The sequence below is a fragment of the Flavobacterium sp. YJ01 genome (assembly GCF_029320955.1).
GTDB lineage: Bacteria > Bacteroidota > Bacteroidia > Flavobacteriales > Flavobacteriaceae > Flavobacterium.
In genome coordinates this window covers 4,174,428-4,189,757 of record NZ_CP119757.1, presented here as the reverse complement: position 1 = coordinate 4,189,757, position 15,330 = coordinate 4,174,428, and the positions used below count along the sequence as shown (strand labels likewise).

10 protein-coding genes are annotated in these 15,330 nt (G+C 33.3%); 1 reads left to right on the top strand and 9 read right to left on the bottom strand.

Features of this window, described 5'->3' with window-relative positions:
- Positions 1 to 3 precede the first annotated feature (3 nt).
- The 6 genes from P0R33_RS18465 to P0R33_RS18440 form a co-directional block, all read right to left on the bottom strand.
- On the bottom strand, positions 4 to 1,218 hold the full coding sequence (locus P0R33_RS18465) for a hypothetical protein (RefSeq protein WP_276172634.1): 1,215 nt from the start codon (positions 1,216 to 1,218) through the stop codon (positions 4 to 6).
- 152 nt (positions 1,219 to 1,370) lie between these two features.
- Entirely contained in the window at positions 1,371 to 2,492 is a 1,122-nt protein-coding gene (gene nagA / locus P0R33_RS18460; RefSeq protein ID WP_276172633.1) for an N-acetylglucosamine-6-phosphate deacetylase, read from the bottom strand.
- Positions 2,493 to 2,639: 147 nt separating this feature from the next.
- Positions 2,640 to 4,037: a TolC family protein gene (locus P0R33_RS18455; RefSeq protein WP_276172632.1), complete on the bottom strand. Its 1,398-nt coding sequence runs from the start codon at positions 4,035 to 4,037 to the stop codon at positions 2,640 to 2,642.
- A 1-nt stretch (position 4,038) separates the two neighbouring features.
- On the bottom strand, positions 4,039 to 5,391 hold the full coding sequence (locus P0R33_RS18450) for a biotin/lipoyl-binding protein (RefSeq protein ID WP_276172631.1): 1,353 nt from the start codon (positions 5,389 to 5,391) through the stop codon (positions 4,039 to 4,041).
- Between the two features lie 2 nt (positions 5,392 to 5,393).
- Entirely contained in the window at positions 5,394 to 7,049 is a 1,656-nt protein-coding gene (locus tag P0R33_RS18445) for an ATP-binding cassette domain-containing protein (RefSeq protein WP_276172630.1), read from the bottom strand.
- 101 nt (positions 7,050 to 7,150) lie between these two features.
- The gene (locus P0R33_RS18440) at positions 7,151 to 7,459 is read right to left on the bottom strand and encodes a hypothetical protein (RefSeq protein ID WP_276172629.1); all 309 of its coding nucleotides are present in this window, start codon (positions 7,457 to 7,459) and stop codon (positions 7,151 to 7,153) included.
- A gap of 454 nt (positions 7,460 to 7,913) precedes the next feature.
- Between P0R33_RS18440 and P0R33_RS18435 the strand changes: the two genes are divergently transcribed.
- On the top strand, positions 7,914 to 8,375 hold the full coding sequence (locus P0R33_RS18435) for a DUF1810 domain-containing protein (RefSeq protein WP_276175668.1): 462 nt from the start codon (positions 7,914 to 7,916) through the stop codon (positions 8,373 to 8,375).
- A 369-nt stretch (positions 8,376 to 8,744) separates the two neighbouring features.
- On the opposite strand, the gene P0R33_RS18430 is transcribed toward P0R33_RS18435, so the two are convergent.
- The 3 genes from P0R33_RS18430 to P0R33_RS18420 all read right to left on the bottom strand — a co-directional run bounded on the left by P0R33_RS18430 (position 8,745) and on the right by P0R33_RS18420 (position 15,317).
- On the bottom strand, positions 8,745 to 10,790 hold the full coding sequence (locus P0R33_RS18430) for a thioredoxin family protein (RefSeq protein ID WP_276172628.1): 2,046 nt from the start codon (positions 10,788 to 10,790) through the stop codon (positions 8,745 to 8,747).
- A gap of 140 nt (positions 10,791 to 10,930) precedes the next feature.
- Entirely contained in the window at positions 10,931 to 13,750 is a 2,820-nt protein-coding gene (locus tag P0R33_RS18425) for a M16 family metallopeptidase (RefSeq protein WP_276172627.1), read from the bottom strand.
- A 184-nt stretch (positions 13,751 to 13,934) separates the two neighbouring features.
- Complete coding sequence (locus P0R33_RS18420; RefSeq protein ID WP_276172626.1) at positions 13,935 to 15,317, bottom strand: TlpA disulfide reductase family protein; 1,383 nt, start codon at positions 15,315 to 15,317, stop codon at positions 13,935 to 13,937.
- Positions 15,318 to 15,330: the final 13 nt, after the last annotated feature.

The following is a 15,330-nucleotide window of genomic DNA, read 5'->3' as shown; positions in this document are numbered from 1 at the left end:
ATTTTAATTCCATTTTCCTTCACCTTTATATTTCAGCAAAAATGGATTCTTCGGATTGATAGTAAAAACTGGCTTTTTGTAAGTTCCAGTCAAATAATTTGTTTTTGACCATGTTTTTAAAACATCTGAATCGGTAAAAGGAAGGTCGTTCAAATAAATTAAATACTTATAAAAATGGGTTAGCATTTCTTGCTGCCCGCCGCCTTCGCCACTATTGGCCAAGTTACTGCTGTGGCTGAAACCAATATGATGCGAATACTCGTGCGACCAAACCGACATCTCTCCTACCCAATGTCCGGTTACGTAACCCGATTCCCATTGCGAAGCTAAATTTCCACCGCCCCAAGCAGAATCTCCTCCGACCATTGCCATATAAATTGTTCTTTTATCTAAATAATTCCAGTAGATTTTCTCGATTTCGTCTTTCGTTAAATAATCATAAACGCCGTTTGTATCTTCTGCATTTCCATGCCAATTTAAGGCTCCGTTTATAGCAGTTCCTACTGTTGCAGCTTGTTCTTGCTTGTATTTATCAAAATTGGTAAAAGTGCTGTAATACAACGGATGACTTAATGCGTAAGAATAATTAATAATCATTGTAATGGCTTCCTTAGCCAGAACCGGATTCATCGGAAGAAATTTTCCTAATTCATTAATATGATAGCCATCATGAAACTGAACCAAATGATTTGATTTTATTTTTTTGAATTTTTGAAATAAAGGATCATCAGATTCTACAGAGAATTCGATTGCTCCGGAAGAAAATCCATCAATTTTATCAATCGTAACCGTGTTACCGCTTTCTAACAAATAATCGTTTTTCTTATCTGTTAATGGAATTTTATGAAACGAACGATGAAAAGCTGGAACTTTAGAGAAGCTGTACAGCAGAAATTTTTTGTCATAATTGGGCAATTTCGCATACACTTTTACATTAGTAAGTCCGACTGGAGAATAAAGGGAAACCTGTACAGAATCTTTTCCCTTTTGAATAATTTGAAACGGTTCGTTGACTCTAAACCATCGATCTGTTTTGTCGTACATTTTTGAAGGACTTTCATTATCTTCAAACATTGTCATCGGATGGTTTTCGCTTGGTAAAGCTGTGGCATCAATGCTTGGCAGATAAGTTGGCTGGTAGGTATCGCCATCCTCACTGCAACCAAAAACAATACTTGCCAAAATAGCAAGTACAAAAAAGTGAGCTTTTTTTCTCATCGTTAAGTAAGTAGGTTTGGGGTTAAATATGCTACAAAACTATCAATATGCTTTTTAAAAACAAGCATATTGAAAGAAAAGTATGAATTTAAAAACCACTAAAAGTAAGTTTTGTCAACAGTAACGATACTTAATCAACAGTTTTTAAAGCCTTAAAAAGTCAAATCTAAGGTTTCGATTTTTGATAAATCATTATTGAATTTTACAAAAGAAGCAGGAAATCCAGATTCTATTTTTCCGATTTTTTCTTTCATTCCAATTGCAGCGGCTACCCTTGTTGTTGCCATTTTTATAGCTTCATCTGCAGAAACATTTAAGTTGTTAAAAGCATTTTGCACCGCTTCTGTCATTGATATTGTTGCGCCTGCGAGATTGCCGTCTTCATTTCTATAAAAACCATCTACTAAATGAGCATCAAAGTTATCCCATTTGAAATTGGCTATTTTTCGTCCTAAAAAAGTGGCATCGCTAATCAAGAAGAATTTTTCTTGTTTTACCTTGTACGCTATTTTTGCGGCAGCATAATCGCAATGAACGCCATCTAAAATAACAGGAGCATAAACTTCTTCATTTTCAAAAACAGCTCCGACTAAACCAGGTTCGCGGTGACCGAATTGTGTCATTGCATTGAATAAATGGGTTACTAAATTTATTCCTTTAGAAAAATAAAATTGTGCTTCTTTATGTGTAATGGTCGAATGCCCGATGGAAATTGTGATTCCGCTTTCAATAAGCATTTGCAATTGTTCTTCTGTAAAACATTCTGGAGCAATCGTAATTACTTTTATAACATCTTTCCCTTTACTAATTATTTCTTGAAGTTCTTCGTTTGTAGGTTTTCTAACCTGATCAATACTATGCGCGCCACGTCTTAACGGATTCAAAAATGGTCCTTCCAAATGCATTCCGATTACACCATTATTGTGCTTTTTCATGTATTCGCGAATGGCTTCAATTCCTTTTAAAATAGTTTCTTTTGAAGATGAAATCAAGCAAGGCAAAACCTGAGTTGTACCGTATTTCATACTTGCGTCGTAAATATCCTGAATTGTTTCTTCATTTGGAGTTTGACTGAAATAGTATTTTTCTCCTCCGTTTATCTGAATATCTATAAATCCAACCGAAAGATGATTTCCTTGCAAATCTATTGTTTCGATATCATTTGGAGCTTCTTTTTGAACTGAAATAATTTTTCCGTTTTCTACAATTACAACTCCATTTTCAATTATTTCTTCACCTGTATGCACGACCGCATTTATGATTGCTTGTTTCATTTTTGATTTATTTCTTTCTTCAAATTTAAAAAAGAAGTTGGATTAATTTCTAACAAAAAAAGCTTCAGAAAATATCTGAAGCTTTTTTTTAAATTAAATTCTGAAAATTAATATAGTACAGTCATCGCAAACTGCATATTTTATGTTTTAATCTGGATTTGCTAAGATTTTGTACAATTCGGCATTCGAAAGATAAAATTGATTTTCTAAACTAATTTGAGATAACTTAGCACTTACCAAATTGTTCTCTCTCGAATTGATTAAGAAAATAGAACTTTCACCAAAAGAAAATAGTTTCTCTTCTGAATTCAACATCGTCATATAGTCATTTACCAAATTATCAATTACCACTTTTTGCCTTCTTAAAGAAGCAATTTCTGTTTGTTGCGCTTTGATTTTGTTTTTCAATTCTACTCTCTGCTGACCAATATCAAATTGCATATCTTGAATTTTTAATTTAGCCAATTTCAAATTTCCGCGTTCTTTTCTCAAGAAAATTGGAAAACTAAAGTCGATATTAAATTTATAATCATCTGCATTAAAAGTATTCCAATAATTTGGATCTGAAATATAATTGTAACCAACGTTAACTTTTGGCAACAACGAATTGGCTTTCAACTGACGATTTACTTCCAAAATAGACAATTTAGTTTCCATAGATTGAATTTTAGGATGCGAATCTAAAGACTCAACATCAACCATCATGGCATCCGTTCTAAGAGTTTCTTCGATAGTTTGACCTAAATTCTGCTCTGGTTTTACCATTTCTCCTAATTCAACTGGAACATTTTCAATCCATAAAAAATTAGCTAGTTTAAGCTTTGCTTTAGCCAATTTTAAATTTCCGTTTTCAACATTCAATTCTCGGTTTCTAACGGTAATTTTAGCTTCAACACTATCAATAGCTGGCGAATCTCCGGATTCAATTAATTTCTTAACGCCTGTAAAACGAGTGCTGGCAAAACCTAAATAATTTTTATACAATTCGGCTTCGTTATAGCTTTTTCTCCATTCAAAATAAGCTTCACTTGCCTGATACAAAACTTCGATGGCTCTTAGCTTACGCTGTGCGTCACTTAGTTTCAAGTTTAATTTCCCTTCTCTCACATCAGCCATTCGCTGATTAATAAACATTCCCTGCCCCAAAGCAACAGTAATTCCAAGCGAAGCTAAACCAGCTTCTGGAGTACGGTTCTGCGGATTGTAATATTGCCCGTCGGTATCATCGAAACCAGCTTTTACTTCAATTCCGTACCAAGTCGGAATTTTGAAACTGCTGTTTAATAACGAATAGTATTCTGTTCCTTTAAATTCTTTCTTATTGTAATCTACTTCAATTTTAGGATCAAATCCGCCTCGCGCTGCCATTAATTTGGCTTGTGCATTGGTTACTTCAAGATTGGCTTGTTTTACCAGCGGATGATATTTTTTTACATATCCCAAATACTCGATAAAAGTTAGCTCTTCTTCATTAAAGTTTTGACCTTGCATTGTAGAAAAGCAGAACAGCGTTAAGAAAGAAAACAATTTTACAAGATTTCTCATTTTACTTTTTCTCCTTTCCTTTTGCTTCCTTTTCTCCTGAATTATAATAGTTTGGTGGGAAACCGTTTAAGTTTCGCCAAATCTCATACCATACCGAAACTGTTTCTAGCAACGCAATACTTTGTGCTCCGGCACCAATGCTCAATTCTTTTGGCCAGTGGCGATCTTCTCCGTCTGGAGAAACCAAAATTCTATATTTTCCGTTTGGACTGATAAAATTTTCTACCGCTACAATTTTTCCTCCGTAAGTTCCATAAGACAATCCTGGCCATCCAGAAAATACGATTCTAGGCCAACCATCGAACCAAACACGAACTTTCGCGCCACGATGAACTAATGGTAAATCGATTGGATCTACGTAAGTTTCTACCGCAATATCATATTTAGAAGGCATAATACTTACTACCGAAGTTCCTTCTTTGATTGTTTCTCCAATACCCGCCAATAAAGCACGGTTTACATAACCGCTTTGAGGCGCTGTAATGTAATACAAACCATTTCTCAATCTATAGTTAGTATATTGATTTTCCAATTTATTAACCTGAGCTTCAGTATCGTATTGCGTACTTAAAGCTGTAAATTTATCACTTCTAGATTTTGAAATTTTTTCAGCATATTCGGCCGTAATTCTGTTGATCTCTACTTTTGCGTTAATCAATTCGTTTCGGCTGCTTAATAATTTATTTTCCTGAGTAATAATATAAGCTTCAGATTCTTGCAATTTTAATCTTTTTTGCTCGACATCTGTCATTGGTTTTAAACCTTCTTTGTTTAAAGCTGTAGAACGATCAAATTGTGTTTTTGCAATTCGAAGCTGTGTTCTAACGGCAACCAAATCCATACTGTCACTTTTTATTTTCAGTCTTGCTTGTTTGATTTTGTTGCTTGCTTGTTCCAGTTTCAACTGTCTTTCTGTATTCAAAGATTGCGCCTGAACGTCTAGAGAATTTACTTTATCACCGTACGATTCAACCGCCATTTTTTTGGCATCTACTTGCTGTTTGGTATTTCCAACCAAATTTGGATCTAAATAATCTTCTTTAATCTCTGAAATAAAAAGAATGGTATCTCCTTTTTTTACATAATCTCCTTCTTTTACAAACCATTTTTCAATTCGTCCTGCAATAGCATTATGAACAGTTTGAGGTCTTTGATCTGGTTTTAAAGTCGTTACAGAACCACTTCCTGATATATTTTGTGTCCATGGCAAGAAAAGGCAGCATACACAGAATATCAAGAATCCGATTATGACTTTGTTTAAAATTCTATAATGCGGTCTTCGGGCAACACTCGTAATCGATTTGTATTTGCCCTCAGTTATAAGTACGTTGTTATCTTTAGATATATTGAGCATGATTAAAGCTTTATGTCGTTAATAATTTTTCCGTCGTCAATTGTAATCATACGGCTACATTTGCTTTTCCAAATATCACTTTTAGAAGTTACAATTACAGTCCAATCATTTTCTTCGGAAAGTAAAAAATCAACAATTTTATTCGAAGTCAATTCGTCCATTTTATCAACTGGATCTTCTAAGAATAAAATATTTGGTTTGCTCACAATACTTCTTGCCAAAAGAATCTTTTGAACATCAGAAGCAGAAAGTTCACGTCCTCCCGGATGAATTTGATTTTCCAATCCATTCTCGAAAGTTTTGATGTAAGGTGTAAGACCTACATTATCTAAAGCCCATTTTAAATCATCGCTGTTTAGTTCTTCATTTCCAAAAACAATATTTTCTCTGATTGTTCCTGCAAATAAGGTATCGCCTTGCAAATAGGTTCCTGCTTGCGCTCGGTAAGTATCTTCGCTAAGACGGTTCATAAAATTATCTGTCACATACATCGCACCACTTTCTGGTTCTAAAACTCCTGAAAGTAAGCGCAATAAAGTACTTTTTCCTGCACCGTTTGTTCCCGTAAGAATGATTTTTTCTCCTTGAGAGATTTTCAAATTAATATTCTTAAGCGATTTTTTGTTGTGTTCTGGATAATTATAATTGATACTTTCTGTCTCAATATTAATTCCTTTTTCTGTTTTGTCTGAAGTTTCGGGAATACATGAAATTTCCATATCGGTTACTTGACCAATTTTTTCGACAGAAGTTAAAACGTCGTAGAAAGATTCCAATCCGAAAATGATTTTTTCAACAGAATTTATAAGCAATACAATTACAATTTCAGCTGCTACGAACTGCCCTATGTTCATTTGGTGGTGAATTACCAGAAAACCACCGATCGATAATAAGGCAGCAGTAACAATTACTTTAAAAATAGTAAGCTGAATATATTGTTTTTTCATTACCTGAAAGTGCTTTTCGCGGTAATTTACGTAGTTGCTCACATAGCCGTCATTTCTTTCCAAAGCATATTCAAAAGCTCCTTTTCTGCGAAAACTTTCTCTATTTCTGGCAATTTCTTGAAGCCACGCTGCAACTTTATATTTAAATTTTGATTCGTTAAGACTGGTTTCTAAACCGTCTTTGTATGAGAATTTAAAAATTACCCATAAAATAACAATGAAAAGAAGTCCGATAACCATGAAGAAAGAGTGGTATAAGACTAATAAAATAATACCCAAACCGACTTGAAGAAATGCGGTACAGAAATCTAAAAGCAATTTTGCTGTTCCTTTTTGCACCATTAAAGTATCGAAGAATCGATTGGCTTTTTCTGGAGCATATTCTGAATACATTTCCTTAAATTTAATTAAGGGCATTCTGTATGCAAATTCAAAAGAAGAACGAACAAAAATTCGCTGTTGCAGATTTTCTACAATTCGGAGCTGTAAAATGGTTAAAATTCCGCCAAAACCAACTCCAATTGTAACTAAAATTACAAGAACAATCCAAGAAACGCTTAGCTGTCCGCTTTGAATGAAATTAATAATGGCCTGGATTCCTAAAGGCAGGGAAAGATTTACTAAACCTGCAAATGCAGCATAGAAGATAATTTGATATACATCGCGCTTATCAAGCTGCAATAAGTTATAAAAACGTTTAAATGGTGTCATGAATGTAAGTATAAATACAAGATTATTACATAGAATAAATATACGGCAAAAACCGCATTTAGGATAAAGATTTTTCTTCTAATCCTTAAAAAAACAAGTATTTATGAATTTAGCCGAGGAGGCGGTATATCTATTTTACCATGAAAACCAAACGTAAAGATTGTATTATCACTATATTTTTTCCCTTCAGTTTCTAGCAAAAAATAAAAACTAGGCATTAATGATTCTGATGAAATCAAATATTCCATTAAGGGAATTCCTTTTGCTAATTTGGCTGTTTTGGTGTCCTTGGTTTTGTAGTCATCCAGTTCTTCTGGAATTCCATCGCATTTGAAGATTTTTTTTAGAAAATTACATGTAATCCCTTTTACAGTATAGGTTTCGGCATTATCACTAATGATTCTAGCCATACTATTTGAGATATTTAAACTGCTAATTAGAAAATAGCCGACTAGTAACACCTGAAGGCATTTACAAAAAAAGCTATTTTTTATTCTGTTCAACATACTCTAAAGGCGAAGATTTAAATAAATCACTGAAATTCAATTAAAAACTCCAGTGATTTAGGGCAATTATCTTGATTTTTCTAAGCGCGCAATTTAGACCTAAATATTTTCTCCAACATTAGAATAACATTAGAATTTAGGCATTGGCAAAACTTTAAAAATAAATTAACAGGACATTCTTACACCAAAGGACCAATCGAAATTATATAACATCGACTGGCAATTCTATAACTCTCTCACCGATTAAGGCTCTACTTTTGAATTCGATAATTATAAGCATAAAAATAATAAAGTGTTACTAGAAGTATTACCAATAGAAGAAACTCCATTTATAAACGATTTAATACAAAATCAAGATATGACTTACGCAAAGAATGATTTGACCCGATTTTTAGATGCACAAAATAAATTGTATTTAACTGCTTTTTCTGAAATTAAAAAAGGTAAAAAAGAAACGCATTGGATGTGGTTTATATTTCCGCAAATCAAAGGTTTAGGAAAAAGTAATCTTTCTGATTATTATGGTGTTGCAGATTTAAAAGAAGCTACAGCGTTTTTAAATCATCCGATTTTATCGAAACATTTAATTGAGATTTCTAAGCTGATGCTGACTTTAAATAAAAAATCTGCTGAAGGAATTTTGGGCGAATTAGGCGCTAGAAAACTGCATTCTTCTATGAGTCTATTTGTTCAGGTCGAAAATGCGCATCCGGTTTTTCAACAAGTTTTAGATACTTTTTTCTTCGGACATTTGGATCAGATGACTTTAAACTTTACTCAAAAAACTACTGTAAATCTGCCAATTGCAGTACTTTCTTAATATTCTACCAACAAAATGTTCCTACGGAACATAAAATATATCGAATAAAAAAGCGGTTACCTCGACAAGAGATAATCGCTTTTTAATTTTATGAATCTATAGTGTAATCATTCCGTAGGAATGTTTCGTTGGTAGAAAAAACAACCACCAATCATGTCTACGTTCCGTAGGAACGTTTGATATACCAAATTGTCACAAAAAATGAATTCAAACGTTCCTACGGAACGTTGAATAACGACAACAATATTATTTTTCTACCGACCAAATGTTCCTACGGAACAAAAAAATAAAACAAAAAAGGCCATCTCAAAAGTCGAGACAGCCTTTCCATCAACAATAATAAATATAAAATAAAGGTAAAAATTCTGTTTACGAACTTTTTTCAAAATTGGAAACTCCTTTTTGAAGCCAGTTTAAATACTCTTTAATATCAGGATTATAAGCCGACGTTTCATTCAAAGCTTCTCCTTCATGATTAACTAAAACATAAAATGGCTGCGCATTGGTTTTATAAGTAAGTGTTTGAAATTCGCTCCATTTTTGTCCAATATATTTTAGTTTTTTTCCTGTAAGTTTTGAAGTAATTTGTTCCTCTGGGTTTAATTCTCTTTTGTCATCCACATAAAGTGAAATTAAAACCAAATCGCCTTTTAAGATTTTCTGAATCTTTTCGTCAGACCAAACATTGTCTTCCATTTTTCGGCAATTTACGCAGGCATGACCCGTAAAATCAATCATAACAGGTTTTCCGATTTTTTTGGCGTACTGCATTCCTAAATCATAATCGGTAAAAGCCATAATATTGTGCGGACCAAGTTCTGCGCCTTCTGGCAAATTTTGCGTTATTTCTTTAGAAGAGGAATTATTTAAACCATTTGGAAGTTCGCTGTAATGCATTGGCGGCGGAAAACCACTAATCATTTTCAATGGCGCGCCCCAAATTCCCGGAATCAGATAAATGGTAAAAGCCAAAACCACAACTCCAAGTCCTAATCTTGGAACGCTTATATTTTGAATCGGACTGTCATGCGGCAATTGGATTTTTCCAAATAAATAAAAAGTCAGCGTTCCGAAAATGGCAATCCAAATGGCAAGAAATGTTTCTCTTTCCAGCCAATGCAATTGTAAAACCAAATCTGCATTTGATAGAAATTTAAAAGCCAAAGCCATTTCTAAAAATCCTAAAAATACTTTAACTGAATTAAGCCAACCGCCCGATTTTGGCAACGAATTCAACCAACCCGGAAAAGCAGCAAATAAAGTAAACGGCAAAGCCAAAGCGAGAGAAAAACCAAACATTCCGACAAAAGGGGCGATTCCTCCGCGTGAAGCGGCTTCTACCAATAAAGTTCCGACAATTGGACCTGTGCAAGAAAATGAAACAATTGCCAAAGCCAAAGCCATACATAATATTCCGATAATTCCGCCTTTATCTGCTTGCGAATCGACTTTGTTTGCCCAAGCATTTGGCAGCATAATTTCGAATGCGCCCAAAAATGAGAAAGCAAAAATCATTAGAAGAACAAAAAAGATCAGATTGAACCAAACATTTGTCGAAAGTGCATTTAGAGAATCTGCCCCAAAAACCCAAGTTACTATGGCACCCAAAAAGATATAGATGGCAATAATTGCAATTCCGTAAAAAATGGCTTTTCTAATTCCTTGCGATTTTGTTTTGCTTTGCTTGGTAAAAAAACTCACCGTCATCGGAATCATTGGAAAAACACAAGGCGTTAATAGTGCTGCAAATCCTGAAAAAAACGACAAGATAAAAATTGTCCATAAACTTCTTGATGCTGTTTCTGGATTTTGTTTTTTAAACACTTTTTGAGGCGTTTTTACAATTTCTGACGGAACAATTTCTGCTTTTTTTTCTTGTAAGGCTGTTCTAGAAGAATCAACCTTTTCAATTTTCGTTTCTGTATTTACTGAACTTTCAATTAAAGTTTTCGCTTTCGCGGAAGGAACAATGTTAAACTCCAATTTATCAGTTCCAGGCGGAAGGCAGTTTTCATCATTACAAACCATAAACTCAACATCTGCTTTAATTTTGAAAGGGTTCGATGATAGTAATCTAATACGTTGTCTAAAAGTGGTTTCTTTCTCAAAAAACTTAATCTGCATCTTAAAAACAGGATCGTTTACAATTTTGCCTTTTTCTTCTTTTACTCCTCCAAACAACTCAAATTCAGAACTTTTAGCAAAAGTAAAACGAGTCGGAATTGGTCCTCCGTCCTGTACATTCTGACTATATAAATGCCAGCCTGGTTCTATAATGGCTTTTGCCTGCAATTCGTATTCATTTTCAGAAATATTCTCGACACTGGTTTTCCATTTTATAGGATTGTAGATTTGAGCTTTAATGAAAGTGGAAAACAGCAGGAAGAAGCCCAATAAAAATATGTTATTTTTCATGGGTTAAAATCTTTAATTAAGAGGGCTGAATAGCTAAAACAACCCTCTATGAAATCCGCTATACAAATTACATTGCTTACTAATTCAAAATATTATTTGATAGGGAAATACAAATTAAACTCTAATAAAAATGGGTTAGATTATTTTAGTGGTTTGAAGACAATTTCCATAGAATCGGCATTTGTTAATAATGCGTTAGCAAAATCCTGAATGTCTTTGGCTGAAATGTTTTTTACAATGTCTTGAAAATTTTTCGGATCATTTATATTGTAACCTTCTTCAAAATAATTAGAAAGCAAACTCATACTGTAGCTGTTAAAGTTTTTGCTGTCTTCTCTAGATTTCAAGTAATTTTTTCTTGTCTTTTCGATATCTTCCGGAGCAATTTCGCCTTTTTTGATTTTATCAATTTCCTGATATACAATTGGCAATAAATGTTCTACTTTATCAGCATCACAATCAAAAGTAATTTGAATACCTCCTTTTGCAATTGGATCTTTTACTAATGAACCTTTAACTTGTGCGCCATAAGTACCGCCTTCTTTTTCACGAAGGCTTTCGGTGTAGCGCAAAGTCAGAATATCACCTAAAAAAGAATTCAAAATTCTATTCTTTTGAGAATAAGTGTAATCTTTCATAAAAGCGATATTTACAGAACTTTTAGGTGTTTCCATTTTTATAAAAACATCACGATCAATTTTCTTGGAAGTCCATTCTGGAACATCTATTTTGAATTTTTCTTTTCTTTTAATTCCTTTTATACTCGCAATATATTTTTCTAATAAAGGTTTCAGAACTTCTGGAGTAACATCTCCAACAATATAAAATTGAAAGTTCGAAACATCTGCAAAACGGTCTAAATAAATAGATTTCATTTTTTCAAAAGACAAATCATCAATATACTTTTGATCTAATGGTCGAATTTTCGGATTGTTTTTTCCGTAAACAATATTCGACAAACTATCCTGCATTTTAGCGTTTATGTCGTTTTCTCTGTTTTTTAAAGAATTTTGAAGTCTTTGTTTTAAAAGATCATACATCTGCGCATCAAATCTAGGTTGAACAAAACGCAAATGCACCAACTCCATCATGGTTTCGATATCTTTTACATTTGCAGAACCGCTAACTTCTTCTTTTAAAGAATTAATAGTAACATAAGAATTGGCAATTTTTCCTTTTAAAACCTTTTCCAAATCAACATTTGAGAGTTCGCCAATTCCAGACATCATTGCCAAACTTGTAGAACGATACGCAGAAGGCATATCTTCGAATTTATACAAAGAGATTCCGCCCTGACTTTCTGCTTCTAAATTGACTTGTTTTTTGTTTTTATCTGCAAATTTGTAATGCACTTTTACACCGTTACTCAAGACAAAAGTAGTTGCATCAATGGCTGTTTCTTTTTTCTCTGAAACAATTTTTCCTGGATTAATTTTCAGATTTCCTAAAAGTGTTTTTCCTTCAAAAGTATCTTCGTAAGGCTTTAATGAGGCATCGTTTTCTGCTTTCTGAATAATATCAAAAGCTTTTTCTTGCGTTAGATTTTCTTCGCCTTCAACCCCTGTTACCGTTACTACGCGATTTTTCTGTGTATATAATTTGCTAATTTGCTGTTGAAGAATTTTACTGTCAATATTTTTTAAAATGCTTTTTTCCATTTCAAATTCTGCAACAGGATCTGCAATTACATCATGTTTCAAATAATCGTCTTTTACCATTCCGATTACTTGTTTGTGCGAAATCTCATTTAGCTTATCTAAATAATTTTCATAACCCGAAATAGTTTCTGTAACAGCTCTCTCGATTTCTCCTTTAGAAAAACCAAATTTATAAGCTCTAACCCATTCATTCATAACCAAAGCAAAAGCTTCGGCTTGTTTTCCTGGTTTTGGAGAAATACTCATTATCCAAATATCATTTAATCGAGAATAGTTTTGATATCCAATTTGTGCGCCTTTAAACGGGCATTCTTGTTTCTGCGCCATTTCAGACAAACGATTATTCAAAATAGAAAAAGCCAATCTTTGCTGGGTTGTTTTTTCTAGTTCGGCATAAGTATTTGTTGATTTTTCAGTTTCATGACGAATCATAAAACTGATATTCGAAGCCGAAATTTCTTTGTCTAAAGCCAATTTGAACGTAGGTTCTACTCGATCTGGAATTGCAATTTCAAAACGCTTTTTCGGATTTATTGGTGTTGGAATATCAGCAAAAAGTTTTTTGATTTTGGCTTCAATTTCATCTGAATTAATATCTCCAACAATCGCGATTGCCTGCAAATCTGGACGATACCAATCTTTATAAAAATCTTTTAAAACCTGATATTTGAAGTTTTTTACAATATCCATATCGCCAATAGGCATGCGTTCTGCGTAAAGCGAATTATTGTAATAATAAGGCGCCAACTGATTGTAAATTCTCGCTCTTGCATTTTGTCTCGTACGCCATTCTTCGGTAATTACACCGCGTTCTGCATCGATTTCTTCATTCGTTAGCGATAAAAAATTGGACCAATCGTGCAAAACCAGCAAGCATGTATCTACAACTCCACCATCTTTTGACGGAATATTGTCTAAGTTGTAAACCGTTTCGTCTGTGCTTGTGTAAGCGTTGATATTTTTCCCGAAAACAGCTCCTTGTTTTTGAAGTGTATTCAAGATTCCTTTTCCTTCAAAATGTTTAGTTCCGTTAAACGCCATGTGCTCCAGAAAATGCGCCAAACCTTTCTGCTGGTCGTTTTCTAAAATAGAACCCACGTTTTGAATGATATAATAACTCGCCGTATTTTTATTTACCTCAGTCGGATAAATATAATACGTCATTCCGTTTGGCAAAACTCCTTTTTTTATCTTTTGATTAACCGCAATTGGATCAGTTGCTTTGTAATTCTGCGCTTGAACAGAGAATAAACTCGCAATTATAAATAAAAAAACAAGTATTGATTTTTTATTACAAAACATATTTTTTCTTTTTTTTTTATTAAAGTAACTTTTAAACACATAGAAACATAGCTTTTTTTAATACATAAAAGACGTTTCACTCATTTAAACAAACATAGCTATGTGAAAAAATCTTGATTTTTAAAACATACTTTTTTTATAATCAAATCTATGTGTCTATGTGTTAAATATTTTTATTTTCTACCTAACTTTTCAATAATTTATCCAATTGTGCTCTCAATTCTGGATTAGAAGGACGAAGCGCATCGGCATTGATAATATTTCCTTTTGTATCGAACAATAAAAATCTCGGAATCGCATTTACATCGTAATTTTTAGCCACATCAGAGCCAAAATCTTTGTCTGCCATTAACTGAATTCCTTTTAATTGTTCTTTCGTAACGTAATCCTTCCATTTTTGCGCATCTTTTGCTTTGTCTAATGAAAGGCTTACAAAAACGATATTTTTTCCGTGATAATCTTCCTCGATTTTTTTCATGTGAGGAATCTCTGCTTTACAAGGTCCGCACCAAGTTGCCCATAAATCGATATAGACAAATTTACCTTTAAAATCTGAGAAAGAAACTGGTTTGTCGTTGATATCTTTATATGTAAAATCTAAACCTTTTTGTCCCACACTTTTATGCAAAACTTTTTCATATTCTAATAAAAATGCTTTACTAGCGTCTGAAACCATTAACGGTTTAATGCTAGGCGCAATTTTTTCGTATTCTTCGATTTTCATTCTTGAAGTTGCAACGGCATCGCGCAAATAAACATCTTTAAGCGCTGGATCTGTAATATGTGTAATTGCTTCAGTTAAATCTAAACGTTTTGGCGCATCACCCGAATTCATCGTAACATAAAAGAAATAATTTGACATTAGAGAAACGCCATTTTGTAATTTTAGTAAATCTGGATCTGTAAACTTTTTATCTGTCTGCCATGTTTTGATTACTGCTGGACGATCGTCTTTGTCAGGAAATGCAGTTCTAGGCATTCTGAAAAAAGTATACGTTAATTCTTCTACATCTGTTGCAACGGCTAACTTTAATAATTTATTGAAATTAGCATCTTTAGTTTTTATCGATTTTGAAAATTCCTCGGCTTTTGCAACTCCTTTGTCAATAAAAGGATAAAATTCTACGTAAGTTACATTTCCGCCTAATCTCGCAAAAGGTGCAAATTCGTTATAGATTTCATTTGCTTTTTGAACTAAAGCATTCTGTCCGATATTTTTTCCGCTCAAGACATATGAATCTTTACTTATCGCAAGATTGATATCCAATTTTGGTTCTAAATACAAACGAATTAATTGGTTTCTGCTTTTAAATTGTCCGTAATTCACATAATAAAAGCCAGCGGCTGAAACTGGTGTCAAAAAGCCAAACTCCCCCAGAGAATTAACTTTTGCGGTAGCCGCAACAACTGGCTTTCCTTCTTCAACATTGTAAAGCGTAATTTCTTTTGTTTTCAAATCAGGAATCGCAATTGTTCCTTTAATTACTGCATAATCAGATAGATTTACAGCATAACTCATTTGAACCATAATAAAGGTCATAATGAAATAAAAAGCATTCTTTTTCATATTTTTTGTTTTT

What these genes read in the sequence shown, in the direction of transcription:
- P0R33_RS18430 (WP_276172628.1), bottom strand. Translation starts at nt 10,790, where the DNA reads ATGAAAAATAACATATTTTTATTGGGCTTCTTCCTGCTGTTTTCCACT.
- P0R33_RS18435 (WP_276175668.1), top strand. Translation starts at nt 7,914, where the DNA reads ATGACTTACGCAAAGAATGATTTGACCCGATTTTTAGATGCACAAAAT.
- P0R33_RS18440 (WP_276172629.1), bottom strand. Translation starts at nt 7,459, where the DNA reads ATGGCTAGAATCATTAGTGATAATGCCGAAACCTATACTGTAAAAGGG.
- P0R33_RS18425 (WP_276172627.1), bottom strand. Translation starts at nt 13,750, where the DNA reads ATGTTTTGTAATAAAAAATCAATACTTGTTTTTTTATTTATAATTGCG.
- P0R33_RS18455 (WP_276172632.1), bottom strand. Translation starts at nt 4,037, where the DNA reads ATGAGAAATCTTGTAAAATTGTTTTCTTTCTTAACGCTGTTCTGCTTT.
- P0R33_RS18420 (WP_276172626.1), bottom strand. Translation starts at nt 15,317, where the DNA reads ATGAAAAAGAATGCTTTTTATTTCATTATGACCTTTATTATGGTTCAA.
- P0R33_RS18465 (WP_276172634.1), bottom strand. Translation starts at nt 1,218, where the DNA reads ATGAGAAAAAAAGCTCACTTTTTTGTACTTGCTATTTTGGCAAGTATT.
- nagA (WP_276172633.1), bottom strand. Translation starts at nt 2,492, where the DNA reads ATGAAACAAGCAATCATAAATGCGGTCGTGCATACAGGTGAAGAAATA.
- P0R33_RS18445 (WP_276172630.1), bottom strand. Translation starts at nt 7,049, where the DNA reads ATGACACCATTTAAACGTTTTTATAACTTATTGCAGCTTGATAAGCGC.
- P0R33_RS18450 (WP_276172631.1), bottom strand. Translation starts at nt 5,391, where the DNA reads ATGCTCAATATATCTAAAGATAACAACGTACTTATAACTGAGGGCAAA.